Here is a 24,786-nt window from a genome sequence, read left to right on the forward strand (position 1 = left end):
GCAGCTCAGGCCCGCGCCTTGAGGTTCGTCAACACGGTGTCGGCCACGCCCCGCCCGAGCTGGCAGGCGTCCTTACCCGAATCACTGCCCAGGACCAAAGAGATCGAATAGGCCAAGTCGTCCGCTACGCCGACGACGATCACGCAGCTGCGTTGGCCACTGGCACCCACGTCGACATAGCCGACGGCCGGGTAACCCTGGACCGGCGACAGGTCGTCGACCCAGCGGCTGGCCTTCGGCTTTTCGACCCGGTAGGTGAGGCTGAGCCCTTGCCTGGTCTTCGTCTCGTAAGCGACCAGGATTCCGGCGCCGCTTCCCGAGGTGCTGGCCCAGTCGCACATCGGACCCAGTTCAGAGTCCTTGGGTTTGGCGGCGCCGGGTTGTCCGAGGTAGTCCGTCAGCTGCTCCTCGGTCAGCGCCGAATCGCACGGACTCCCCTCCAGCACCTTCGCCGGCAGAGGGTTGTCCACCTTCGGCGCGCCACTGTTCGGCAGTTCCGCACTGCTCGACGGAGCGGGGGTGGCCGTCCCGGGAGTCTGGCGTTCACCTGTGCAGGAAGCCAGCACCGCCATCCCGGTGATCGCGGCGGCCGTCGTGGCGAAAATCCGTCGGATCATTCCAGCGACCCCTTGATCTTCTTCGTCGAATCCGCGGCCTGGTGATCTGCCGCCTCCGTGATGCCGAGTGCTTGCCTCATCCGGCGAGTCAGCTCCGTGTAGTAATCGAGTTGGTACTGCAGATGGCCTTGGTAATAGCGACCAGTCTCGTTGATGCCGTTCGGACCGTTCACCGCCGCTTGGCTGACCGGCTCTTCCGCCGGCGGATTCGCCCGGCTGAGGATGTCGGCTTCACGAATCTGCTCGCTGACGGTGTTGAGCTGGTCCTCGGCCTTCTTGAGCATCGCCCGCATCTCCGAGCTGCTCATCGCGAATCCCTGCCCACCGGCGGGCCGCGACGCCCCACTAGGCATATCGGTCGCCCAGAAGCCGACGCCGCTGAAGATCGCGCTTCCTGGATCCGTCATCGCCCTCCCCCTAACCCGTTCAGGGTCGCGTACAGCACGTCGGTCAGCGCACCCCGGGTCCCCGGTTGGAAGCTGACCATCCGCTCCCGCCCCGGAAACACATACGTCAGCACCCGCCCGGTTCCGGCGACGTCCACCGCGGTGATCGGCGCGCTGCGCACCCCGCGATTCACGGCGTAGCACTGGTGCAGCCCGGTCCGCCGAGCCGCCATCAACTGTCGCGCCCAGGGCAGCGGGTCACGTCCCCGGTCGACAGTCGGGTCGTCGAGGTCGTAGGAATCCTCCACCGCCCGGCCCGAGAACCGCGCCTCCGGGATCGACACCGCCTCGATCCGGGCCGGCGGCACCGGCGGCAGCACGTCCACCAGGGACTCCGCGAGCCGCGACGGCTCCACGACGTCGATCCGGACCGTGTCGTCCTTCCGGATCAGGCGAAACGCCTCCGGGCCGGTCGCGGAGATCAGCACCGTGCCCGACTCGTCCGCGTCGATGTCGCCCAGCCACGCCGTGAACTGGTGGGCGCCCTTCGCCAGGACGCGCAGGACGTCGCGGAACTCGCGCGTCAACGTGCCGCCCGCCGCGAGCCGGAGCGAGGTGAGGACGTCGAGGACCTTCTCTTCGAGCCGCTTGCGGGTCTCGTCGCCGAGCCAGAGGTTGTCCGCGCCGAGGACCGCCGGCGGCGGGCCGTGCCGTTCCCACTCCCACGCGGTGAGCAACGCGGCCTTGGGCAGGAAGATCACAGCCCGATCACCGGCGGCACCGTCCGCTCGTCGGTCCCGCCGAAGATGCTCTCCGGGTCCGCTTCCATCAGGTACGACGCGCGCTGGTGCTCCGCGTCCTCCTCGCCCTTGCCGCCCTTGGCGCCGTGGCCCATGCCGCCCATCCCCGGTGACCCCGGCTTGCCCGCCGCGCCGCCGCGAGCACCGCCGGCCACGCCGGGACGTCCTTCGCCCGGAACCCCGGCTCCGGTGGCCGCGCCCGGGCCGCGGGCGCCCGCGCCCGAGCCGCCGCCCGCGCCGGTGCCCGCACCCGACGACGAACCGGGTCCGAAGCCGCCGCCACCGGGGCCGAACCCCGGTCCGAAGCCGGGGCCGAACCCACCTCCGGGACCCGAGCCGGGACCGAACCCGGTGCCCGGTCCCGTCCCTGGCGGCTGGTAACCCGGCGGGAACTGCGTCGACGGCGGCACGTAGCCCTGCGCGCGGACGCTGTCGTCCGATCCCGGCGGGTACGTGGTCGAGCCCGGCGGAACGACCTGGCCGGGAGGCGGCGGCTGCTGCCCGCCCGGCGGGTGGACCGACGGCGGCGGCTGGACCTGCCCGCCGATCGCCCGGTCGTCGTCTCCTCCGGTCGTCCTCCTCCTGGGCGACGGTGGGTCGACGGGCTTCTTCGGGTCCTGCACCGTGAAGTCGCCGCCGGTGTACTCGCGAAGCTGGCCGTAGTCGATGGTGCGGGCCGCGGTGTTCGAAGTCGACTGCTGCGAATACGCGTTGTACCGCTCGACGTTCTCCTGGGCCTTCTGGTTGTACTGGTTGATCTGGTCTTCGGTGTCGGTGTCCCACGGCGTCGCGACGTCCCAGGCGCTGCGCGTCGGCGGCTGGTCGGTGACGTCCGGGTGCAGCGAGTTCTTCATCTGGTGGAACTGGTCGATCTGCGTCTGGGCCAGCGTCGAGTTGCGGTCCAGCGTCGTGGACGCCGAGGCCGCCGACGCCGTCAACGGCTGGAGCCGCTCGCGGGCCGCGTCCGACGCGCCGCCGGTCCACGCGGATTCGAGCCCGGCCGTCAGCTCACGCGTGCCCTGCTCGAGCTGGCGCTGGTAAGCCGACTGATCGACACCCGCCTGGTGCACCTTCTGCAGCGACCCCGTGCCGGGTCCGCTCATCACCGCCTGGACCAGCTGGCCGGGTGACAACCCGGCGGTCTGCGGGTTCGCCGCACCGCTGCCGGTCTGCGAGCCGACGTAGGCCCCCGCGACCGCACCGGGCAGCCCGCCCGCGAGCAGGCCGATACCCGCGCCGCTCAGGACCTTGCCGAGCCCCTCACCACCCGACTGGACCGCGTGCGCGATCTCCGACCCGACGTGCTTGGCCGCGTCGAGCATGTCGCCGAACAACCCCACCGAACCCGCGCTCCCCTCGCGTTCGATCTCCCCTCGTGCGTCACGGACAATACCCCACCGGTTACCGCCCGTGCGAAGAATTGACCAGGTCAGACGTTCGCACCTGCCACCGGGTCAGCGGCCGCAGCACCCACATGGCCATCACGGCCATGCCGAGGGCCACGAAGAAGTGCACGACCCACGCGCCGAGCAGCGAAGGCCCGCCCCATGAACCGGCGGCACCGGCTTCGGTCCAGAAGAACCCGAACGTCGCGATCCGCGCCACGAGGTACCAGACCAGCAAGGCGACCGGGAAAGCCGCGACCGCGGCCGGGAAGCCGCCCGGTTTCGCTTCGGCGCCCAGCCACCGCCGCGCCAGCCGGGTCCGCGCCTTCGGACCGGCCAAGTACGCGGGCAGTGCGAGCGCGGCGTGGATCGTCCGCTTCCAGTCGGAGATGTTCATGGAAAGTGACGCTACGAGCCACTGACCAGCGCGAACACCAGGTTGGCCGCCCGGACGGGTGGGGAAAACCGGAACGCGCCGAAACTGTCGGACCGGTGTGCCACACTCGGTCGCCGTACGGCTACTGACGTGAACAGGGGAGGTTCGCGTGTCGAACCCGGAGCAGCTGATCGCCGACTTCGAAGACCGGATGGCGGAGTCCCGGCGCAAAGCCGAGCTGATGGTCAGCGAGATCGAGGCGGTCTCGGTCTCCGAGCGCAGCAAGGACGGCCAGATCGGCGTCAAGGTCGATCACGCGGGCAACCTCGTCGGCCTGGAGATCGGCATGGGCGTGCGGGACAAGCCCGACCTCGCCGAGGAAATCCTGCGCACGGTCAAGGCCGCTCAGAGCAAGCTGGCCGCGGCGATGCGGGCCGAGGTCACCGACCCGGTCGGGCCCGAAGTGATGAACCAGCTGGTCAGCCGTCTCGAGCAGGCGTTCCCCGCACCGAAGCCGGAAGGGTTCGCCGCACCGCCCGTGCCACCGGGCGACGACGATCGGTTCGTACCCGAGGAGGAGCGGCAGCGGCCTCCGGCGCCGAAGCCGCCGGAACCACCGCGCGCGCCGCGCCCGTCGTCCGACACCGGACACGACGACGACTACTTCAGCGACGGCGATTACCTGCGCTGAAGCGCGGACGAGGGAGGCGACCATGGCCGGACCAGGCGGCCCCGGCTTCGCGGTCGATCCGCAGGAGCTGCGGAAACACCGCGAGAACATCGAGGCGATCACCGACCGGATCGACCGGTGCAAGGAAGCCGCTCGCGCGACCGAGCACCCCGAGGCGTTCGGCTTGCTGGGCATCCCGCTCGCGGCGATCTGCGCGATCGCCCAGCAGGTGGCGGAGATCGCGATCGAATCGGCGTCGACGTCGTCGTTCGACCACTCGGCCCGGATCCAGCTCTGGCAGCAGATGAAGGAAGCCGACGAGGCGGAGTTCAAGGACCTCTTCAAGGTGGAGGACTGAGCCGTGGCCGAAAACCCGTTGATCAAAACGGACGCGGCGGACGACCGCAGTGCCCTCGAAGGCGCCGGGCTCTTCCAGGACTTCTGGGACGCCGGCACCGCCGTCGCCGACGGCAACTGGACCGAAGGCCTGCTGAACGCCGCGTTCGGCGCGGGTGGCCTCGCGGAGCTCGTCGCCGACCCGATCGGCACCCTCGCCTCCGCGGCCGTCGGCTGGGCGATGGAGTTCTTCCCCTGGCTGCGCGAGCCGCTCGATTGGCTCACGGGTGACCAGACGGCGCTGGAGAACATGGTCGGCACCTGGGAGAACGTCGGCAAAGAACTGGAGAAGATCAGCACCGACCTCCAGGACACCGTGAAGCGGGACAGCGCGGCCTGGGAAGGCGCCTCGGCGGACGCCTACCGCGCCTTCGCCGAAGATCGCGCGGCGACGTACGCGGGCGTGGCGACCGGAGCCAACGCGATCGCGAAGCTGGTCGACATCTGCAAGACGATCTTGAGTGTCGTGCGCTCGATCGTGCGTGACCTGATTTCGGAGTGCGTCGGCAAGCTCATCAGCATCGCCTGCCGGTACCCGGGCCCCGCCCTGCCGGCGGGCATGGCCACCGAGGGCACCGCGGAAGCCGTCAAGACCGGCAGCAAGTGCATGGAGTGGATCAAGAAGCTGCTGACGGCCTTCAAGAAGGCGCAGGAGCTGTTCCACCGCATCAGTGACATTTTCCGGCGTGTCAAGGGCGCCTTGAAGCGCGGAGCGGAGAGCCTGCCCGGACCGCTGAAGAAGGTCGGCGGGCTGATCAAGGACGAACCTCGCGACACGCGCACGTTCCTCGAGAAGGTCCGCGACGAACGCCCTGATCGGAAGCAGTGGAAGGACATCGTCTCGTCGGACAAGTCGATCGGCGAGAACCTCAAGGACATCGGCGAGGAGTTCCGGAACGACGTCCGCGAGGAGTTCGGCGAGAAGTTCGGGGAGGACTTCGGCAAGGACCTCAAGGAGGACGCCAAGAAGGAGTGGCGCAAGGAGTCCCGGAAGAAGAAGGCCGAAGGGCTGGACGAGTGGGCGGGCGAAGACGAAGACGAGTCGTCGGACAAGGAGACGACCGTCCAGCCGCCGGTGTTCGACAGCCCAGGAGCGCGGCGGATCTCGGGTTCGATCGAATGACCGAGCCGGCGGGCGGCCGGATCGTGGTTTCGCGGACCGCGGGGCGGCCCTGGATCCTCGCCGTGGTGCTGCTCGTCGTGGCGTCCGGGTTCCTGTGGATGGCCCTGGCCGCGACCCAGGAGAGCCCGCGAGTCGCGGGCTGGGTCTTCGGCGGGGGGTTCGGCCTGCTCGGGCTGAACCTCGTCCGGCGGTCGGTGCGCAGGCCGGTCCGCGACGAGCTGGTCCTCGACCCGGCGGGGATCTCCCGGGTGATCGGCCGCGTCGTCTGGACCGTGCGGTGGGACGAGCTCCGCGCCGCGTCGGTCGTCGAGAGCCCGCGGAAGAGCGAAGGCCACCAGGTCGTGCTCAGCCCGGCTCGGGACGGGTTCGAAAGCCGCCACCGGAGCCTGGTCCGCATCGGCGGCGGTGACTTCCTGGTGGCGGGGATCGGGCTGTACGACCGGGAGGCACCCCGAGTGCGCGAAGTGCTGGCGCGGCACATCGGCGCGACGGTCGATCGCGTCGTCGAGGCGCCGGTTCTCATGCGGCCGCCATCGCCGGTCAGGGATGCGGTGCCCTCGTGGATGCCGCCACCCCTCGAAGCGACCGGATCCGTCACGATCCACGTCAACGCGTGGAACCGGGCGCTGCTCCGGTGGGGCCGGCTGTGCGCCCTCATGGTCGAGCTGGGCCTGGGCGCGGCGATCGAATTCGGGCCGCGCAACGGGATCCGGACCGCGTGCCTGGTCGTGTTCGCCGTTGTTTTCGCCGGCGCGACCTGGTTGGAGATCGCCGAGCGGCAGAGCCGTTCCCGGAAGTTCCGCGTCACCCTGGAGCTGTCGGCCGCCGGCATCCGCTGGGTGTCGCGTTACCGGCGGATCGAGGTCGCCTGGCCGGAGATCGCCGAGCTGAGGACACCGGCGCGGCTCGTCGAGTTCCGCCCGGCGAGCGACGGTTTCCCGCTCGACCGTCCGGACCTGCACCCGCTGCGGCAAGCCGACGGCTGGTACCGGTTTCCCCGCGCGTTGAGCGCGACGGCCGCGCGGGAGTTCGACGAGCACATCCGCGAGGTGCTTCCCGGCGGTGTGGCCTGGGCGCCGCCGACGCCGATCACTCGGGGGGCTACGTGATCGGCGCCGGCGACCCGATGCCCTGCCCGGCTCGCGCCGGTTGGGGCAACGTCATCACGTTGCCGTGGTGACGCACCTGGAGAGCGGGACCGGTCCGCGAAGTGACGGCTGAGGGACTTGCATCCCCCGATCGAGTGACGGGTATCCGCTGCTCGCATGATTGTCGCACTCAGCCCCGGATAAGTTACAAAAACCTTCACTTTCCCCTTCCGCGCCCGTGATGACCTGGCCCGGACCGCTTTCGTGGCACAGTGCGGGGATGAACTCCGACGTCCTCGTTGTGGGATCCGCCAATGCCGACCTCGTCGTCGCGGTGGATCGGCGGCCCGGTGGCGGTGAGACCGTGCTCGGCGGCGACACCGTGCTCTCGCCGGGCGGCAAGGGGGCCAACACGGCCGTCGCGGCCGGGCGGCTCGGGGCCGATGTCGCACTGCTCGGGGCCGTCGGCGACGATCCTTATGGCCGCCTGCTGCTCGACTCCCTGCGCGCCGCCGGTGTCGACACCGGGCTGGTGCGGACCAGCGAACGGCCCACCGGCATCGCCTACATCACCGTCACCCCGGACGGCGAAAACGCCATCCTCGTCTCGCCCGGCGCCAACTCGAGCCTGACGCCCGGCGACGTCGACGCCGTCTTCGACGGGGTGCAGGTCATGGTCGTCTCGCTCGAGGTGCCGCTGCCGACCGTCGAACACGCCGTCGCGCGCGCCGCCGAGGAGGGCGTCAAGGTGCTGCTGAACCTGTCGCCCGCCGCGAAGCTCTCCGCCGAGACGCTCGCCAAGCTCGACGTCCTGCTGGTCAACGAACACGAGGCCGCCTGGCTGACCGGGCCGGGTGCCGACTTCCGGCAGCTCCTGGCCCTCGGGCCGCGGGCCGCCGTCGTGACCCTCGGTGCCGATGGCGCCGTCGTCGTCGAGGCCGAAGGTGTCACCGAGGTGGCGTCGCCGAAGGTCGAGGCCGTGGACACGACGGGAGCCGGGGACGGCTTCGCGGGCGCCCTCGCCGCGTCGCTCGCCGAGGGCGCCGACCTCGTGACCGCCGCCAAGCGCGCGGTGCGCGTCGCGGCTTTCAGCGTGACGCGGCACGGTGCGCAGCCGTCCTACCCGACCGCGGCTGAGCTGGGAGAATGATCAGTCTCTGACCCGGCGATTCGGCCGTATGCTGGCAGCCTGGTGGCGTGAGGAGGTCCGGCCCGTGCTCGAACAGGTCACGCGACGCGGGTTGTGCCCGCCACCACGAGATATCCCGGCCCACTTGAGCTATGGTCTAGACCATGTCGTCTGAGTCTCTGTCCGGGGTCGCCGTCAGCCCCGGCCGCGCCCGTGGTCCCGTCGTCCGCGTCGCGGAGCCGCTCGGCGAGCCCGCCGCCACCCCCGCCCCGGCCGATCCGGCCGCCGAGGCCGCGCGGATCGCCCCCGCCGCCGAAGCCGTCGCCGCGCGGCTGGAGAAGCAGGCCGAGACCGCGTCCGGCGAAGCCGCGACGATCCTGATCACGACCGCCGCGATGGCCGCCGACCCGGCGCTCGCCGCGCAGGCCGAACAGCTGGTCAAGACGCAGGGGCTGCCCGCGGCGCGCGCCGTCTACCAGGCCGCCGAGGGCTTCGCCGAGGCCCTGGCCGCCGCGGGCGGGTACATGGCGGAACGCGTCCGCGACGTCCGCGACGTGCGCGACCGGCTGATCGCCGAGCTGCTCGGCATCGCGCCGCCGGGGGTGCCCGAGCTGGCGTCGCCGAGCGTGCTGGTCGCCCGCGACCTCGCGCCGGCCGACACGGCTGGCCTCGACCCGGCGAAGGTTCTCGCGCTCGTCACCGAAGAGGGCGGCCCGACCAGCCACACGGCGATTCTGGCGCGCGCGCTCGGCATCCCGGCCGTCGTCGCGGTGCGCGGACTGCTGGCGCTGGACGCGCAAGCGCTTGCGGTCGACGGCGACACGGGCACGGTCGAGGTCGCGGACCCGTCGGCACCGGTCATCACGGCGACGGTCGCGCAGCTGGCCGAGTGGAACGGCACGGGCGCGACGGCCGACGGCCACCGCGTGAAGGTCTACGGCAACGTCGGCTCCCCGGCCGACGCCCAGGCCGCGGCCGACGCGGGCGCCGAAGGCGTCGGCCTGTTCCGCACCGAGTTCTGCTACCTGGACGCCTCCGACGAGCCGTCGGTGGCCGACCAGCGCGCCGCGTACACCGCGGTGCTTTCGCCGTTCCGCGGCAAGCCGGTGATCGTGCGGACGCTGGACGCGGGCGCCGACAAGCCCCTGGCGTTCCTCTCGCCGGAAGCCGAGCCGAACCCGGCGCTCGGCGTCCGCGGGCTGCGTGTCGCGTTCGACCGCCCGGAGGTGCTGGACCGCCAGCTCGAAGCCATCGCGGGCGCGGCAGAGGACTCCGGCGCCGAGGTGTCGGTGATGGCCCCGATGGTCGCGACGGTCGAGGAAGCGGCCTGGTTCGCCGACCGCGTCCGCGCGGCGGGCATCGCCAGGGCGGGCGTGATGATCGAGATCCCGGCCGCGGCGCTGAGCGCCCGCGAGATCCTCGACGTCGTCGACTTCGTCTCGGTCGGCACGAACGACCTGGCGCAGTACACGTTCGCGGCGGATCGCCAGCTGGGCGCGGTCGCGAAGCTCAACGACCCGTGGCAGCCGGCCCTCCTGCGCCTGCTCAAGCTGATCGGCGACGCGGCGAAGGCCACGGGCAAACCGGCGGGCGTGTGCGGCGAAGCGGCGGCCGACCCGCGGCTGGCGCTGGTCCTGGCGGGCCTGGGGCTGACGAGTCTCTCGATGAACGCCCCGGCGATCCGGACGGTGGGCGCGAGCCTGGCGTCCGCGACGCTCGCGGAGTGCGAGGCCTTGGCGGAAGCGGCCCTGGCGACTTCGGACCCGGCAGCGGCCCGCGCTGCGGCTCGCCCCTGATCGACGCGCGGCTGGTCGTGGTCGCCCGGGTGTGCCGGACACAGCTCGCGGGGCGCGGCTTGCGGCAGTAGGAGCGAACCCGTAGCTGACGGGGGCTGGGCCAGCCCCCGTGGGCCGGGTTGGCCGCGTGGATTAGGGCTGGTTGCGCGGACCAAGCCAGCCGCGTGGGCTGGGGTGGCCGCGTGGATGGGGCCTGGTCGCGCACGGCAGCCGCGCGGTTCCGGCGGGCTGCGCGCTGACCAGGCCAGCTGCGTGGGCCGTGCTGGTCGCGCCGTAGCGGGCTGGTCGCGCGAGCTGCGCGGCCTGGCGAGCCGCCGCGGCGCGAAATCTCGCCGCACCCGCAGGGGCGCCCCCCACTTTCAGTCTATCGGCCATTACCGACAGTGCCGTTCTGTGCGAACCTGGACGCACGGAGTTGTCCCCAATGCACGAGGGGTGTGGACAACCTGTCGCTGGGCCCGTGAAGGCCACCCTCCAGCGGTGGCCTTCACGGCGCCCCCGAAAAATCCGCCTCCGGGTTGTCGATCCAGCCCAGCCTCGCTCGACGAAGTGGTGAAGACCGAAACCACCGAGCCGAGAGGGACCCGCCATGACCGTCACCGCGACAGCCCCGGAACTGACCGCCCGGGCCGGACGACGGGAGTGGGTCGGGCTGGCCGTGCTCGCCCTGCCCACCCTGCTCGTCTCGCTCGACGTCTTCGTCCTCGTTCTCGCCCTGCCGAAGCTCGCCGCCGGGTTGCACGCCGATGGCACCGAACAGCTGTGGATCATGGACACCTACGGCTTCATGGTCGCCGGGTTCATGGTCACCATGGGGACGCTCGGCGACCGGATCGGGCGGCGGAAGCTCCTCCTGCTCGGGGCCGCCGCCTTCGGGGTCGCCTCGCTCGTCGCCGCCTTCTCGACCAGCGCCGGGATGCTCATCGCCGCCCGGGCCGCGCTCGGGATCGCCGGGGCCACCCTGGCTCCCTCCACCCTCTCGCTCATCGGCACCATGTTCACCAACCCGCGGCAACGCGCCGAGGCCATCGGGATCTGGGCCGGCTGCTTCTCCGTCGGCGCGATCGTCGGCCCCGTTGTCGGCGGGGTGCTCCTTGAACACTTCTGGTGGGGTTCGGTCTTCCTGCTCGGTGTCCCGGCCATGGTCCTGCTGCTGGTCATCGGCCCGAAGCTGCTGCCGGAGTACCGCGACGAGTCCGCCGGGCGCCTCGATCTCCCGAGCGTCGCCCTCTCCCTGGCCGCGATCCTGCCCGCCGTCTACGGCGTCAAGGAGCTCGCCCGCGAAGGCGTCCACGCCGTCCCCGTCGCCGCCCTCCTCACCGGTCTCGTCGTGGGTTACTTCTTCGTCAAGCGGCAGCGGACCCTCGACGACCCGCTGCTCGACCTCAGCCTGTTCGCCGGCAAGGCGTTCCGGACCACGCTCGGCGGGATGCTGCTCTTCAGCATGCTCGGCGGCACCACCATGCTGTTCGTCGCGCAGTTCCTGCAGCTCACCCAGCGGCTCTCGCCCGTCGGTGCGGCTCTGGGGCTGCTGCCCGGGATGGCCGCCTCGACCGTCAGCTTCCTCGCCGCTCCCGTGCTCGCTCGCCGCTTCCGCCCGAGCGCCTTGATCGCGGGCGGGGTCGCCGTCGCCGCCACCGGGATGGCCGTGCTCGCCTTCGTCGATCCCGCCGCCGGGCCCGTCTGGCCCGCGCTCGGGTTCGCCGTGACGTCGCTGGGTGTCGGCCCGATGGTCGCGCTGGGTACCGATCTCGTCGTCGGGTCCGTTCCGCCGCGCAAGGCCGGAGCCGCCTCCGCGCTCGCCCAGACCGTCAACGAGTTCGGCTACTCGCTCGGCCTCGCCACCGTCGGGACCCTGGGCAACGCCGTCGTCCGCGCGCACGGCCTCCCCGATGGCCTGCACGTCGTCGCCGGGCTCGCCGCCGTCGCGTTCGCCGCGCTCGTCTGGTTCGTCGGCAAGAACCTGCGGACCGCCTGAACGCGGCGAAGGCCTCCCCACCCGATGCCTGGGTGGGGAGGCCTTCTTGACGCCGGGGGCAGAGGGGCCCCGGCTAGCCGAACAACCCCCGCCGGGGGTGCCGGATGACCAGCGAACCGCCGTGGACGCGCCCCGTCAGCACGAACCGCGGGTTGCCCATCCGCCCGTTGCTGCGCGTCTTGTCCTCCAGCGCGCCGAACTTGACGTCGGTGATCGAGTTGACGTCGACCGCCGCGTGCTCCGGGATGATCACCTCGACCGAACCCCACTTGGCGTCCAGCTCGATGTGCACCACCGGCGACTGCACCTGGGCCTCGGTGAAGTCGAGCTTCGTGGACCCGTACTTGTTGCGCACCACCATCTCCGGCGGGACGACCCACGGGCCGCTCCGCACGAGGGACGAGTACTTCGCGTTGAGCTCGAAACGCCGTCCGGGCGCGTAGCCGATCGGCGGCGCGTACGCCGGAGCAGCGGCGACGGCGGCGGCCGGGTGGTAAAGGCCGGCGAGGTCGGCCAGCACCGCGTTCAGCTCGCCGCGGGTCCGGGACGCCAGCGCGCGGTCGGTGCGCTCGGTGAACTCGTCGAGGTCGATCATGCCGCGGCCGATCGCCTTCTGGAGCACCCCGACGACGTGCTCGCGCTCGTCGTCGGACACCCGGAGATCGCGCTCGCTCAACGGCTTGGTCTCGGGAACCGGTATCGCCGTCGTGGTCTCTTCCTCGCCCATGCCCACGATGGTAGAACCGGATTTCACCAGGGAGATCGGGGGAAAACCCTGAACGGACCCGTATTCCGCGGTGCCGTCGCCGGCGCGGCCTTGCTCCTGCTCGCGGGGTGCACCGCCGAAGCGCCGCCGTCGCCCACGACCACGCCCGTGTCGACGACCCCGTGGAGCCCGCCGGAAGGCCTCGACGGGGTCCGCGCGACCGGCGGGATCGGCGTGACAGCCCTGCTCCCCACCGCCGGCCCCACCCTCTTCGACGCCGACACCGGGCCCGCCGCCACCCCGCCCGGCTATCCCACGGGCGACATCGGGCTCAGCGTCGTGCGGGTCGGGAAGCACGCTGTCTTCACGGTCTACCCGCCTTACACGCACAGCACCGAACCGTTCGAAACCCTCGTCTACACGGGACCGTCGAGCCCGCCGCGTTCGCTCGGCCGCGCGTGGTCGGTCGCGCCTGGTGTCGACGGCGACAGCGTCTGGCTGATCCGGCAGGACGCGCCCGATGCCTGCCGCTTGCAGCACGTCTCGCTCTCCGGTGGGGAGTTCGGCCAAGGGCAGCCCGCCAGCTGCCGCACCCAGGTGCGCGCCGAGACCGCGCACGGCCTGCTGATCACCATCAACTCCGGCGCCGCCGAGTCGACCGACGCGCTGATCGAGCCGGAGACCGGCCGCACGGTCCGGCAGGAGCCGCGCATCCTCGCCGTGGCGGACGACCGGATGCTGCTCGACGGCCTGACCGACCTCACCCTCGTCGACCTGCGCTCCGGCGACCGGAAGCAGCTGAGCAGACCGGCCCTCGGCCGGACGCCCGCGGTCGTGCCGTCGCGGGACGGCGGCGTCTGGGCCGTCGACTTCGCCGACCCCGCCTACCGCGGCACCAGCACCCAGACCCGGGACATCTGGCTGCTCCGCCCGGACACGCTGACCTGGCAACACGCCGCGGGCATGCCGTTCAGCACCGAACACCTCAAGCGCGGCGGCGGCCTCGACTGGTCGGAGGCGGGCGATCTCGTGCTGGCCGACGGCGTTCTCGCCGCCTGGCACCCCGGTGAACCGAAGTGGCGGCTCGGCACAGCGGCTCTGCCGACGAGCGACTGGTCCGGGATCGCCGTCATCCCGTGAGGGTCACTCCTCGTCGAGGCCGTGCTCGATCGCGTACCGGGCCAGCTCGACGCGGTTGTGCAGCTGCAGCTTCCGCAGCGTCGACTGCACGTGGTTCTCCACTGTGCGGTGCGACAGCACCAGCCGCTCGGCGATCTGCCGCGCGGTCAGTCCCTTCGCGACCAGGCGCAGGACGTCGGTTTCGCGCTCGGTCAGCCGCGGCGGCTCGGCGCCCTCGGCGGGCGCGTCGGCCATCCGCCGGTACTCGCCGAGCACTAGCCCGGCCAGGCCCGCGGTGAACACCGGGTCGCCCGCCGCCGTCCGGTGCACCGCGTCGACCAGCTCGGCCGCGGACGCCGACTTGACCAGGTAGCCGGACGCGCCGGCCTTCACCGCCTCCAGGACGTCCTTGTGCTCGCCGCTCGCGGACAGCACCAGCACCTTCGTCGACGGCAGCGCCGCGGTGATCTCGCGGGTCGCGTCGACGCCGGAGGTGCTGCCCAGGTTCAGGTCCATCAGCACGACGTCCGGCTGGACGGTCCGCGCGATGCGCAGCGCCGCGTCGGCGTCCGGCGCGGTCGCTCGCACGTCGAAGCCGTGCTCGGTCAGGTCGCGGGCCACCCCGTCGCGCCAGATCGGGTGGTCGTCGACCACCATCACCGAAATCCGCGGCTCGTCGCTCATCTCGCACCCCTCGTGCTCGGCACCCTGACCTCCCACTCCGTGCCCCGGCCGGGCCCGGTGTCGAGGGCCGCGCTCCCGCCGAGGTCGCGGACCCTCCCCCGGATGGATTCCACCACGCCGAGGTGCCCGTCCGCCGCCGCCCGCTCGAGAACGCCGTCCGGGATGCCCGGCCCGTCGTCGCGGATGCTCACCACGACCTCGTCGCCGAGGTCTTCCAGCAGGACCCAGGCGTGCGCGCCGGGTCCCGCGTGCTTCTCGACGTTCGAGAGCGCTTCGCGGGTGACGGCGACCAGTTCGTCGGTGACGTGCGCCGGCAGCTCGACGTCGTCCGCCGGGGTCGACACCTGCACCGACGACGTCGCGAGCAGCTGCAACGCCGCGCGCAGGCTCGTCGTGCCGCTGTCGTTCGGCTTCACCGGCTCGGTCGTCACCAGCGAGCGCAGCGCGATCTCCTGCTCACCGGCCAGCCGCGCCAGCTCGGCCGCCTCGCCGCCGACTTCGTTGCCGCGCTTGCGCACGCGCGCGAGCACCTGCAGCACGCTGTCGTGGATCGACCGCGCCAGTCGCTCCCGCTCGGCCGTCGCCGCTTCCTTCCGCAGCGCCTGCTCCAGCCGCGCCGCGGACCGGCGGCCCATCGTCGCGGCCATGCCGACGAGCAGCCCGGCGGCGGCCAGCAGGACGCCGTCGCGGGCGACGTCGAGGTCGAACTTCTCGCGCGCGAGACCGGTCGCCACGCCGACGACCAGCCCGGCGAGCACGCCACCGCTCGCGCCGAACCGTGCGCCCGCCGCGACCGGTGGCACCGCCGCCCACACCGTGGTGATCAGCGGGACGTTCAGCGCGAACTGCGCGTCGCTGAGCACCCACGGCGAGGTCAGCAGCAGCGCGGTGGTGATGACGAGGTCGAAGACGACCAGCGACGGCGGCCGCGTCCGCTCGCGCAGGTAGAGGAAGCTGCTGACCACCGACCACAGGGCCATCACGCCGAGGATCGCCCACGCCAGCCATTCGCGCTGGTAGTGACCACTTTGGACGATCACCGTGCCGCAGGCGAACGCCCACGTGAGCACGCGGAACGCGATCACGCCCCGCCACATCGGCGTGATCGGATCGGGGGTCCGCGCGGCGGTCATTCCTCTTCGCCGCGCGTCGGCACTTCCGCCTTCGGCGTGCCCGGCTCGGCGTCGTTCGGCTGCGCGGCCTGGTCCTTGAGGACGTTCACCTCACCCGGGTCCGGGTTGGTCTCGTGCAGCAGTGACCGGACACCGGCGTTCAGCACGGCCAGCAGCGGCACCGCCAGCAGCGCGCCGGCGATCCCGGCCGCCACCAGGCCGGCGGTGATGGCCAGCACCACGGCCAGCGGGTGCAGCTTCACCGCGCGGCCCAGCAGCAGCGGCTGCAGGACGTGGCTCTCCAGCTGCATCACGCCGATCACGATGGCCAGCACGATCACCGCGCCGATGAAGCCGTTCGTCACCAGCGCGATCAGCACGGCGACACCGCCGGTGATGACGGCACCGATGATCGGGATGAACGCGCCGAGGAACACCAGCGTCGCCAGCGGGATCACCAGCGGCACACCCATGATCCACAGCCCGATGCCGATGCCGACGGCGTCCACCACGGCCACCGCCGCGGTCGCCCGCACGTAGCTGACCAGCGACGCGAACCCGCGGCGCCCGGCGACGTCGACGCGGTTGCGGACCCGGCCGGGCACCGCGCGGACGAGGAACGACCAGATGGTCTCGCCGCCGCTGAGGAAGAAGATCGTGATGAACAGCGTCAGCAGGAAGCCGGTGAGGATCTCGCCGACCGTGCTCGCCGTGGTGAGCGCGGTCGTCGTGATCGACGCCTGGTTGTTCTGGATGAAGCTGATCGCCTGGTTGATGAAGTCCTGGATCTGCTCCTGGCGCAGGTGCGGCGCACCGTAGACGAGCCAGTTCTTGATCTGGTCGAGGCTGTCGTTGAGCTGCTTCTGCAGCTGGGGCAGGCCGGAGGAGAACTGCGTGACGACGAACGTCAGCAGCCCGCCCAGCACGGCCAGCCCGGCGATCAGCACGATCGCCGTCGCCAGCCCGCGCGGGAACTTCACCGCCACCAGCTTCTGGACGGCCGGCGCGAGCAGCGCGGACAGCAGCAGGGCGATGGACAGCGGGATGATGACGACGGACAGGTAGCCGATCACCCACACCACCGCGTACAGCGCGGCGATCACCACGATGAACCGCCACGCGAGAGCCGCGCTGATGCGCAGCCCCCGGGGGATCAGCCCGGTGATGTCCTCGTGCTCCGGCAGGAACGGGTCTTCGCGTCGCGCGTGGCTCACGCGCTCACCGTACTGGCAACGCCGCCCGATTCGGCCGCTTTCCGGCGGCCGCGTCCGGCACTGGGGACTGCCTGGGCCGATCACCCATCGTCAGATCGGACTACACGATGTGTTCTTCACACGATGGGGGCATCAAGTCGTGTCGAGGGTGCGCGGCGCGGCGCGGGTTTGGTTAGGTCGCTTCCGCAACGGCAATCGGCCGGATTGATCACGAACCAAGCACGAGGAGACAACGAGTGGCGATCACCGCGACGAACGAGGGGCAGGGCGCCAAGCGCTCGCGCCGTCTCGTGTCGCGTGCGCTGCTCGTGCTGGGCGGGGCCGTCGCCGGCACCGCCGCCGCGTGGCTCGTCTCCGGTGCCACCGCCTCCGCGGACACCGTCGAGGTCGGCACCTCCTCCGTCACCCCGGTCACCGACGCCACCGCCGGCAGCCTCGGCGACGTCAACCACGGCACGGCCAACCTCGCCGGTGACGTCGCGGGCGGCCTCGCCGAAGCGGCGAACTGCCACCAGGACGCGACGACGTGGAGCGAGCCGCAGCGCCCGTGCCACGCCGACGCCCGCACCCTCGAGCACGAGGTCTCCGACCGCGTCAGCGACTCGGTGTCCGACCTCGCCGACGACGCGGTGCTGAGCCCGGCGGAGCGCACCCTCGGCGCGGTCGAGCACGTCGTCCGCAAGCCGGCGGACACCCGCCAGGTCCTCGAAGAGACCGTCACCCCGGCGCCGGCGCAGGACTTCGGCCGCCAGGTGTGGCAGCTGCTCGACCCGGCCGGCCACGGCGACCTGGTCCCGCTCCCCGAGCTTCCCGGGCCTCGCCCCGGTCGAGCAGGAGCCGGTGACCACCGGCGTCGGCCAGGCGACCGACGGGGTCGCCGTGACGACGGTCCAGCTCCCCGACTCCGTGCGAGCCGCGCTCGCGCTGGCGAAGAACTCCCACCTCGAAGACGGCACCGGTGCCGCGGGCCACTCCCGCGACGGGCACCGTGACCTGCCGTCCCCGCTGACCCCGGCGCAGCTTCCGATCGCGCCGTCCGTCCCCACCGCCCCGGGTGGCACCACGGCCCCCGGTGGACACCTCGACGGCCTCAACTTCGGCGTCCCGTTCTGGACGACCGAAGCCGTCGACACCGCCGTCGCGGCGATGAGCCGCGCCGGCCTGCGCAACTCTGTGCGCACCCCGGGCGAGCAGCCCGGCGTCACTCCTGACTGAACACCTCCCTTCACGGGTCGCTGACGCGCCCAAGTCCGTCTTCATCTGACGGCTCCTGCGTCCGCGAATTTCCCGTGACACGGCGGTGCGCATTGTCGCGCCCGCAAGAAGTTCCTTTCCCCCTCGGTGCATTCGACGCACCCCCATAAGCCCGCAAGGGAACCCGAAATAAAGGAGAAAAACCCCATGCAGACGTGGGCAAAGCGCGGACTCCAGACCGCACTTGTCACGGGTGGGTTGCTGATGCTGGGTACCGGCATCGCCTCGGCTGACGAGAACGTCAACCCCGACACCCCTGCCTCGCCGCTCGACCTGAACGTCACGGTTCCGATCCAGGAAGCCAACAACGCGGTCGGCACCCCCTTCGGCCAGCTGGACCTGCCCGCCGGGCAGACGGAGCTGAGCACCAAGCCGGTCACCAACGCGGCGAACGAGGCCGCCAAGCAGCTCGACGACGCGAGCCCGATCAGCCAGAGCACCCTCGGCGGTGCCACCAAGGCCGACGGCGCCGGCGCGTTCACCCCGGGGCACAACAACCTCAAGGGCAACAAGGTCACCGGCGACGTCGTCGTCCCGATCCAGATCGTGGACAACGCGATCGGCGTGATCGGCGACGCGAACGTCCAGGGTGGCGACCACACCCAGACCTGGGACCACAACCAGGACATCGCGACGACCGGCGACGGCTCCAGCCTCGCGGGCAACGCGGTCGCCCTCGACTGGGCGCTCCCGGTCCAGATCGCCGGCAACGGCGGCGGCGTCGCGGGCGGCACCGGCCGGGTGACCGGCGGATCGGCCAGCCAGAGCACCACCGAGACCGGGAACGTCGACACCGACGGCGACGGCTCGGCCCTCTCCGGCAACATCGTGGCGGGCCAGTTCGCCACCCCGGTCCAGGTGACCGGCAACGCCGCTTCGTACCTGCTCGGCAACGGGCAGAGCCACGGCTACAACGCCGACACGGTCGCCACCTCCGGCGGCTCGCTGTTCACCTCCGGCAACGACAGCGCCGGCTCGGGCAACGTGGTCGGCGCGCCGGTCGCCCTGCCGGTCAAGTTCAACTGCAACTCGGGCGCCGTGTGGGGCTCGCTGTCGCACGCCGGCTCGTGCACCAACTCGGCCGACGCCACCGCCGGGGACACCCGCGAGGGCAGCCTCGGCATCCCGACCTACGAAGAGACGAGCGGCAACGGCTCGTTCCTCGGCGGGAACGCGGGCGCGGTCTCGCTGTCCCCGATCGCCAACGTCGCGGGTGTCGCCGGTTCCTGGATCGGCAACGCGACCGCCGGCGCCCCCGAGCCCGGCAGCTCCTCCAGCACCGTCGACTCGGGCGGCTTCGTCCAGACGGCGGGCGACAAGTCGGCCGGCGCGGGCAACGTGATCAACCCGTCGGTGGCGCTGCCGGTCGAAGCCTTCGGCATCGGTGGCACCTACATCGGCCAGGCGAACGCCGCGCACGACAACACGACCGACGCCAACGCCGGCAACGGCAGCTACACCAAGGGCAACGAGTCCGTCATCGGCGGCAACATCGTCAACACGCAGGCCGCGGGCGCGCCCGAGGTCTTCGGCATCGGCGGCAGCCACATCGGCAACGCCTCCGGCACGGCGACCGAGGACAAGACGGTCACCGCCGGGGCGTACGACGGCACGCAGGGCAACAACTCCTCCGGCTCGGGCAACGTCGTCCAGGTGCCGGTCGGCGTGCCCGCCGAGGTCTTCGGCGTCGGCGGCTCCTTCATCGGCCAGGGCTCCGGCTCGGCCGACGAGACCAAGGTCGTCTCGGGCGGCGGCGGTGGCAGCACCCACGACGACAACGGCTTCCTGAGCTCGAACCTGGGCACCGTGCCGGCGTCGCTGCCGGTGCAGGTCGCCAACATCGGTGGCGCGTTCATCGGCCAGGGCCACGGCAAGGGCTCGACCGACACGACGTCCAACGCGGGCGGCGACGTCTCGGCCGACGGCCCGGCGGGTGCGGGTGCCGGCAACATCATCGAGGCCCCGGTCTCCCTGCCGGTGCTGGCCGCCGGCAGCGGCGCCGCCCTCGGCGGCATCGGCACCGGTGAGAACGACAACATCACCGACTCCTCGGCCGGCGGCGACGCCACCACCGACGGGCAGGCCGGTGCGCTGACGGGCAACATCGTGAAGGCTCCGGTCGCCGGGGTCGCGCAGGTGTTCAGCGACGGCGTCGCGGGTGCGGCGCTGGGCCACGGCAAGGGCACCAACGACACCACGTCGGAGGCGGGCGGCGACGCCACCACCAACGGTGACGAAGGCGCCGTGGCCGGCAACATCGTCGGCGCGGACGCGCTGCCGGTGGTGCAGGTCTTCGGTGACGCGGTCAGCGCGGCGGGTGTCGCGACCGGCACCGGCGTCAGCATGACCTCGGTCGAGAACGCGGGCGACGACACCACGTCGGGCCTCGACGGAGCGATCTCCGGCAACATCCTCGACCTGCCGGTGACCGCGATCGCGCAGCTGTTCGGCGACGCGGTGACCGTGGGCGGCGTCGCGCACGCCGTCGGCGACAACACGCTGACCACGGAGAACGGCGGCGAAGCCACCACCGCCGGCGACGGGTCCAGCCTGTCGGGCTACAACTTCTACCACGCGTTCGCGCTGCCGGTGCAGATCTTCGGGGTGCCCCTCGAGCTGCTCGGGGTCGCCACCGCCGAAGCCACCGACATGACGAGCATCGACGAGGCCGAGGACGCCATCGCGTTCCCGGTCGACGGTTCGGAGATGGCGGCCGACGAGCTGCCGTCGCTGACCGGGCTCGCCAGTGGCCTGCCGACGTCCGGGCTGCCCACCGAGGGCCTGCCCGCGCTGCCGACCGCGCTGCCGACGGCCGCCCCGATCGGTGCCGAGCGCGCCGACGTGCCCCCGGTGACCAGCCCGCTCGCGGGTCTGTCGCAGCTGGGCCACCTGCCGACCCCGGCGGGCCTGCCCGGCACCCCGGCGCTGCCGAAGCCGACCCTGCCGAACACCGCGGCGCTGCCCGCCGTGACCGGCCTGTCGGCGCTGGGCGGGGCCCTGCCCGGCCACGGCACCGAGCGTGCGGACCTGCCGACCGCCGGCCTGCCGATCGCGCTGCCGGCCACCCCGGCCCTGCCCGCCCTGCCGGGCGAGCGTGCCGACCTGCCGACCGGTGGCCTGCCCGTCGCGCTGCCGGCGCTGCCCGCCCTGGGTGGCGTCCCGGCGCTGCCGACCGCGCTCCCGGCGACCCCGGCCCTGCCGGTGAACGCCAAGCTGCCGGTGCTGGACAGCGCGGCCCCGGCCGCGCAGGTCCCGGCGATGTCGGGCCTGGACTCCACCGGCTTCCTCGCGAAGCTGCTGGGCCTGGTCAAGCGCAAGTAGTTCGGTGACGCCGGGCGGGTTCAGCCAGAGCCCGCCCGGCCCCAGTCCCCGCTGCCGCGGGCGGGCGCTCCACGCGCCGCGAGGGCGACCTCGCACGGAGCGCCCCCACCCCGCGAGCGCGGACGTCGAAAAAGCTCTCCTTCCCTGGAGACGACGAGCCCCAGGAGCCAGACCGGCTCCTGGGGCTCGTTCGCGTCTTCAGGAAAACTGCAAGGACCGCTTCGCCAGGCCGTGCCAGAACCCGTCGATCACCGTGCGGCCTTCCGCCGAACTGGCGCCGAGGGAGACGAACAGCGGGGCGAAGTGCTCGATCCGCGGGTGCGCGAGGGTCGCGGCCGGGGCCTTGTGGCGGAAGTCGAGCAGCGTGTCGACGTCGCCGCTGCGCAGGACCTCGTCGCCCCAGTGGTCGAACTCGGCCGACCACGACGGCGGGGTGCCGTCGGTGGCGCGGGCCATGCCGCTGAGGTTGTGGGTGAAGAAGCCGCTGCCGATGATCAGCACGCCTTCGTCGCGCAGCGGCGCGAGCTTGCGGCCGAGGTCGAACAGCTCCCGCGGGTCGAGCGAGGGCATCGAGATCTGCAGCACCGGGATGTCGGCGTCCGGGTACATCTCGACGAGCGGCACGTAGGCGCCGTGGTCGAGCCCGCGTTCCGGCGCGTCGTGCACCGGCGTGTCGGTCGAGCGGAGGAGCTTCCGCACCTTCTCCGCCAGCTCCGGCGCACCCGGCGACGCGTACTTCACCTCGTAGTAGCGGTCGGGGAAACCCCAGAAGTCGTAGACGAGCGGCACGGTCGTCGTGGCCCCGATGGTCAGCGGCGCCTCTTCCCAGTGCGCCGAGACCACCAGGATCGCGCGGGGCTTCGGGAGGTCGGCGGACCAGGCGGCGAGCTGGCGGGTCCACGTGGCGTCGTCGGCGAGCGGCGGGGCGCCGTGGCTGAGGTAGAGGACCGGGGTGGCGGACATCGACGGCTCCAGTGCTTGAAAGTTCAACTACTAGAGTTCTACGTCGCCTCGCCTCGGGATATTCCTCAGGCGGCTTCGAGGTTCGCCGCGCAGCGTTCCAGGGTGCGGATCGTCGTGCGGTAGTCGTCGTCGCTGATGCCGTCGATCGCCGACGCGCGGAAGGCTTTGACGCGCTCCTCGACGCGCGCGTGTGCCTCCCGGCCGGAGTCGGTGAGCTCACCGTTTCCGGCGACCCAGCCGCGCTCGCGCAAGTCGGCCACCTTCGGGGTCATCGACCCCTCCGCGGCGACGAACGGCGCCATGGCCGAGTCGATCTCCTCCGGCGTGCGGGCGCCGAGGGCGATCGTGTTGAGTACCTGCCAATGCCGCCGGGTCAGCGACTCCGCGTCGAGGACCCGGCCCATGGAGGATTCGAGAAGCTCGTGGAGGTGGCGAAGCCACCAGCCGAGGGGTTTCATGAGTGCTCCGGAGATGTCGATGAACAACTACATGTAAAAGTACATGTAGTTCGGAGGTGGAGCAACCATGACGGACGCGGTGGCCGAGGTCGAGCGCGGGATGATCGCGATCCGCCGCAGCCAGCAGCGGCGGGCATTGAGCCGGATCGGCAAGGCCCGCGGCCGCGGCGCGCACGACCCGGTGCACGAGCTGCTCGACGTCGTCGAGGAACTCGCCGACCGCGGCGAGGCCAGCACGGTGACCGCGTTGAGCGCGGCGATGGGCGTCGACCAGCCGCGCGCCAGCCGCCTCGTGGCGCGCGCGGTCGAGCAGGGTCTGCTGCGCCGCGAAGCCGACCAGCGCGACGGACGACGGGCCGTGCTCGTGCCGACCGAAGCCGGTCAGGCGCACCTGGAGGAGATGCACGCCTTTCGCCGCTCGGTGTTCGCCGAGGCCATGGCGGACTGGCCGGAGGAGGACCGCGAGAACTTCGGCAGGCTCCTCACGGCCTTCGTCCGCGGGTACGGCGCTCTCGGCTAGTCGTGCGAGAGGTCGACGAAGCGGCTGTAGTGCAGCTGGTGCGCGACGGTGATCGTCGCCGTCGGGCCGGCGCGGTGCTTCGCGATGATCAGGTCCGCCTCACCCGCGCGCGGGTCGTCGCGCTCCCAGGCGTCCGGGCGGTTGACCAGGATGACGAGGTCGGCGTCCTGCTCCAGTGAGCCGGACTCACGCAGGTCGGACAGCATCGGGCGCTTGTCCGTGCGCTGTTCCGGACCACGGTTCAGCTGGCTGATCGCGATCACCGGGACCTCGATCTCCTTCGCCAGCAGCTTCATCTGCCGCGAGAACTCCGAGACTTCCTGCTGCCGCGACTCGACGCGCTTGCCGGACGTCATCAGCTGGAGGTAGTCGAGAACGACGAGCTTCAGGTCGTTGCGCTGCTTCAACCGGCGCGCCTTCGCGCGGATCTCCATCATCGTCATGTTCGGCGAGTCGTCGACGAACAGCGGTGCCTCGGAGACCTCGCTCATCCGGCGGGCCAGCCGCGTCCAGTCGTCGTCGGACATCTTGCCGCCGCGCATGTCGGCGAGGCGGATCTTGGCCTCGGCCGAGAGCATGCGCATGACGATCTCGGTCCGGCTCATTTCCAGCGAGAAGATGACGCTGGTCAGGCCGTGCCGGATCGACGCCGACCGAGCGAAGTCCAGCCCCAGTGTCGACTTGCCGACACCGGGGCGCGCGGCGACGATGATCATCTGGCCCGGGTGCAGCCCGTTGGTCAGCTCGTCGAAGTCGGTGAACCCGGTCGGGATGCCCTGGGACTGGCCGCCGCGCGAGGCGATCGCGTCGATCTCGTCCATCGTCGGCTGCAGCAGCTCTTCCAGCGCGACGTAGTCCTCGCTGGTCCGGCGCTCGGTGACGTCATAGATCGCGGCCTGCGCGCGGTCGACGACCTCGTCGATGTTCGCGCCGTCGGCCGCGGCCGCGCCGTAGCCGTACTGCACGATCCGGGTGCCCGCCTCGACGAGCCGGCGCAGCACCGCCTTCTCCGCAACGATCTCCGCGTAGTAGCCCGCGTTCGCCGCCGTCGGCACCGTCGCGATCAGCGTGTGCAGGTAGGGGGCGCCGCCGACGCGGCCCAGCTCCCCGCGCCGCTCCAGCTCGGCCGACACCGTGATCGGGTCGGCGGGCTCGCCGCGGCCGTAGAGGTCGAGGATGCAGTCGTAGATGGCCTGGTGGGCGGGCCGGTAGAAGTCGTCGGGGCCGAGCGCTTCGATGACGTCGGCGACGGCGTCCTTGGACAGCAGCATGCCGCCGAGCACGGACTGCTCGGCCGCGATGTCCTGCGGTGGCTGGCGGTCGAACCCGCCGCCGGAGCCGCCACCGGGGTCGCTGGGACCCGGGTCGGACTCCGCGTACATCGGACCGCGGTCGTCGGTCAGCGCCACCGCTCCGGACACCTCCTCATCATGTCGAACACTCGTTCGAGTATGCCGGATCTTCGCTCTCGAAGCACGCGGCCCGGCCCGTGCTCTTCCGTCCCGGACCCGTCCTCCCGATGATCGGTGAGAACGCCGCGCGGCTGTCGCAGACACGCGGGGCGCCACCGTGAGTACAGGCCCGAGCGGGCACGCTAGATCCCCCGGAAGGCCGATGGCAATTCAGGATGGGGACCCTTCTGTGGACAACCTGGGGATGAATGGGGGTAACCAGTCACAGGTGCCGCGACA

At 71.7% G+C, this 24,786-nt stretch carries 24 protein-coding genes; 12 read left to right on the plus strand and 12 right to left on the minus strand.

Going from position 1 to position 24,786, the window contains the following annotated elements:
* Positions 1–5 precede the first annotated feature (5 nt).
* The 5 genes from QP939_RS13840 to QP939_RS13860 all read right to left on the minus strand — a co-directional run bounded on the left by QP939_RS13840 (position 6) and on the right by QP939_RS13860 (position 3,585).
* Positions 6–617, minus strand: a complete 612-nt coding sequence (locus tag QP939_RS13840) for a DUF3558 domain-containing protein (protein WP_285457159.1) — start codon at positions 615–617, stop codon at positions 6–8.
* The gene (locus QP939_RS13845) at positions 614–1,024 is read right to left on the minus strand and encodes a hypothetical protein (RefSeq protein WP_285457160.1); all 411 of its coding nucleotides are present in this window, start codon (positions 1,022–1,024) and stop codon (positions 614–616) included. The genes QP939_RS13840 and QP939_RS13845 overlap by 4 nt, the downstream gene beginning before the upstream one ends.
* A complete protein-coding gene (locus tag QP939_RS13850; RefSeq protein WP_285457161.1) occupies positions 1,021–1,764 on the minus strand; it encodes an ESX secretion-associated protein EspG in 744 nt (247 codons plus the stop codon). Before QP939_RS13850 ends, QP939_RS13845 begins: the two co-directional genes overlap by 4 nt.
* Positions 1,761–3,143, minus strand: a complete 1,383-nt coding sequence (locus tag QP939_RS13855) for a hypothetical protein (protein ID WP_285457162.1) — start codon at positions 3,141–3,143, stop codon at positions 1,761–1,763. The genes QP939_RS13850 and QP939_RS13855 overlap by 4 nt, the downstream gene beginning before the upstream one ends.
* A 61-nt stretch (positions 3,144–3,204) precedes the next feature.
* On the minus strand, positions 3,205–3,585 hold the full coding sequence (locus tag QP939_RS13860) for a hypothetical protein (RefSeq protein ID WP_285457163.1): 381 nt from the start codon (positions 3,583–3,585) through the stop codon (positions 3,205–3,207).
* Positions 3,586–3,733: 148 nt separating this feature from the next.
* On the opposite strand from QP939_RS13860, the gene QP939_RS13865 reads away from it, so the two are divergent.
* From QP939_RS13865 to QP939_RS13895, 7 genes are all read left to right on the plus strand, one after another.
* A complete protein-coding gene (locus QP939_RS13865) occupies positions 3,734–4,255 on the plus strand; it encodes a YbaB/EbfC family nucleoid-associated protein (RefSeq protein WP_285457164.1) in 522 nt (173 codons plus the stop codon).
* A gap of 22 nt (positions 4,256–4,277) precedes the next feature.
* Complete coding sequence (locus QP939_RS13870) at positions 4,278–4,592, plus strand: hypothetical protein (RefSeq protein ID WP_285457165.1); 315 nt, start codon at positions 4,278–4,280, stop codon at positions 4,590–4,592.
* A gap of 3 nt (positions 4,593–4,595) precedes the next feature.
* Positions 4,596–5,753: a WXG100 family type VII secretion target gene (locus QP939_RS13875; RefSeq protein WP_285457166.1), complete on the plus strand. Its 1,158-nt coding sequence runs from the start codon at positions 4,596–4,598 to the stop codon at positions 5,751–5,753.
* The gene (locus QP939_RS13880; RefSeq protein ID WP_285457167.1) at positions 5,750–6,862 is read left to right on the plus strand and encodes a hypothetical protein; all 1,113 of its coding nucleotides are present in this window, start codon (positions 5,750–5,752) and stop codon (positions 6,860–6,862) included. The genes QP939_RS13875 and QP939_RS13880 overlap by 4 nt, the downstream gene beginning before the upstream one ends.
* A gap of 259 nt (positions 6,863–7,121) precedes the next feature.
* Positions 7,122–7,991, plus strand: coding sequence for a ribokinase (locus QP939_RS13885; RefSeq protein WP_285457168.1), 870 nt, complete (start codon positions 7,122–7,124; stop codon positions 7,989–7,991).
* Positions 7,992–8,134: 143 nt separating this feature from the next.
* Positions 8,135–9,766, plus strand: coding sequence for a phosphoenolpyruvate--protein phosphotransferase (ptsP, locus tag QP939_RS13890; RefSeq protein WP_285457169.1), 1,632 nt, complete (start codon positions 8,135–8,137; stop codon positions 9,764–9,766).
* 589 nt (positions 9,767–10,355) lie between these two features.
* Positions 10,356–11,744 (plus strand): MFS transporter, encoded by a 1,389-nt coding sequence (locus tag QP939_RS13895; RefSeq protein ID WP_285457170.1) that lies wholly within the window; start codon positions 10,356–10,358, stop codon positions 11,742–11,744.
* 73 nt (positions 11,745–11,817) lie between these two features.
* Here the strand turns inward: QP939_RS13895 and QP939_RS13900 are convergent, their stop codons facing one another.
* A complete protein-coding gene (locus QP939_RS13900; RefSeq protein WP_285457171.1) occupies positions 11,818–12,471 on the minus strand; it encodes a DUF1707 SHOCT-like domain-containing protein in 654 nt (217 codons plus the stop codon).
* A 147-nt stretch (positions 12,472–12,618) separates the two neighbouring features.
* On the opposite strand from QP939_RS13900, the gene QP939_RS13905 reads away from it, so the two are divergent.
* On the plus strand, positions 12,619–13,590 hold the full coding sequence (locus QP939_RS13905) for a hypothetical protein (RefSeq protein WP_285457172.1): 972 nt from the start codon (positions 12,619–12,621) through the stop codon (positions 13,588–13,590).
* Between the two features lie 3 nt (positions 13,591–13,593).
* Here QP939_RS13905 and QP939_RS13910 read toward each other — a convergent pair whose 3' ends face one another.
* Genes QP939_RS13910 through QP939_RS13920 form a run of 3 tightly spaced genes read right to left on the minus strand, consistent with a single transcriptional unit; the run spans position 13,594 to position 16,579 of the window.
* Positions 13,594–14,253 carry a response regulator gene (locus QP939_RS13910; protein ID WP_285457173.1) on the minus strand — a complete coding sequence of 220 codons (660 nt, stop codon included), beginning with the start codon at positions 14,251–14,253 and terminating at the stop codon, positions 13,594–13,596.
* Entirely contained in the window at positions 14,250–15,386 is a 1,137-nt protein-coding gene (gene macS, locus QP939_RS13915) for a MacS family sensor histidine kinase (RefSeq protein ID WP_285457174.1), read from the minus strand. Before macS ends, QP939_RS13910 begins: the two co-directional genes overlap by 4 nt.
* Positions 15,383–16,579, minus strand: coding sequence for an AI-2E family transporter (locus QP939_RS13920; RefSeq protein WP_285457175.1), 1,197 nt, complete (start codon positions 16,577–16,579; stop codon positions 15,383–15,385). Before QP939_RS13920 ends, macS begins: the two co-directional genes overlap by 4 nt.
* Before the next feature lie 236 nt (positions 16,580–16,815).
* Here QP939_RS13920 and QP939_RS13925 point away from each other — a divergent pair, with 236 nt between their 5' ends.
* The 3 genes from QP939_RS13925 to QP939_RS13935 all read left to right on the plus strand — a co-directional run bounded on the left by QP939_RS13925 (position 16,816) and on the right by QP939_RS13935 (position 21,154).
* Positions 16,816–17,571, plus strand: coding sequence for a hypothetical protein (locus QP939_RS13925; protein ID WP_285457176.1), 756 nt, complete (start codon positions 16,816–16,818; stop codon positions 17,569–17,571).
* Positions 17,486–17,794: a hypothetical protein gene (locus tag QP939_RS13930; RefSeq protein ID WP_285457177.1), complete on the plus strand. Its 309-nt coding sequence runs from the start codon at positions 17,486–17,488 to the stop codon at positions 17,792–17,794. Before QP939_RS13925 ends, QP939_RS13930 begins: the two co-directional genes overlap by 86 nt.
* Before the next feature lie 186 nt (positions 17,795–17,980).
* On the plus strand, positions 17,981–21,154 hold the full coding sequence (locus QP939_RS13935) for a beta strand repeat-containing protein (protein ID WP_285457178.1): 3,174 nt from the start codon (positions 17,981–17,983) through the stop codon (positions 21,152–21,154).
* A 198-nt stretch (positions 21,155–21,352) separates the two neighbouring features.
* Here QP939_RS13935 and QP939_RS13940 read toward each other — a convergent pair whose 3' ends face one another.
* Together QP939_RS13940 and QP939_RS13945 are read right to left on the minus strand one after the other, a co-directional pair.
* On the minus strand, positions 21,353–22,117 hold the full coding sequence (locus QP939_RS13940; protein ID WP_285457180.1) for a dioxygenase family protein: 765 nt from the start codon (positions 22,115–22,117) through the stop codon (positions 21,353–21,355).
* Between the two features lie 65 nt (positions 22,118–22,182).
* Positions 22,183–22,575 carry a MarR family winged helix-turn-helix transcriptional regulator gene (locus QP939_RS13945; RefSeq protein WP_285457181.1) on the minus strand — a complete coding sequence of 131 codons (393 nt, stop codon included), beginning with the start codon at positions 22,573–22,575 and terminating at the stop codon, positions 22,183–22,185.
* A gap of 67 nt (positions 22,576–22,642) precedes the next feature.
* On the opposite strand from QP939_RS13945, the gene QP939_RS13950 reads away from it, so the two are divergent.
* On the plus strand, positions 22,643–23,095 hold the full coding sequence (locus QP939_RS13950) for a MarR family winged helix-turn-helix transcriptional regulator (protein ID WP_285457182.1): 453 nt from the start codon (positions 22,643–22,645) through the stop codon (positions 23,093–23,095).
* Here the strand turns inward: QP939_RS13950 and dnaB are convergent.
* Entirely contained in the window at positions 23,092–24,504 is a 1,413-nt protein-coding gene (gene dnaB, locus QP939_RS13955) for a replicative DNA helicase (RefSeq protein WP_285459739.1), read from the minus strand. The genes QP939_RS13950 and dnaB overlap by 4 nt on opposite strands.
* Positions 24,505–24,786 lie beyond the last annotated feature (282 nt).

This window comes from Amycolatopsis nalaikhensis, from assembly GCF_030264295.1.
GTDB classification, from domain to species: Bacteria; Actinomycetota; Actinomycetes; order Mycobacteriales; family Pseudonocardiaceae; genus Amycolatopsis; species Amycolatopsis nalaikhensis.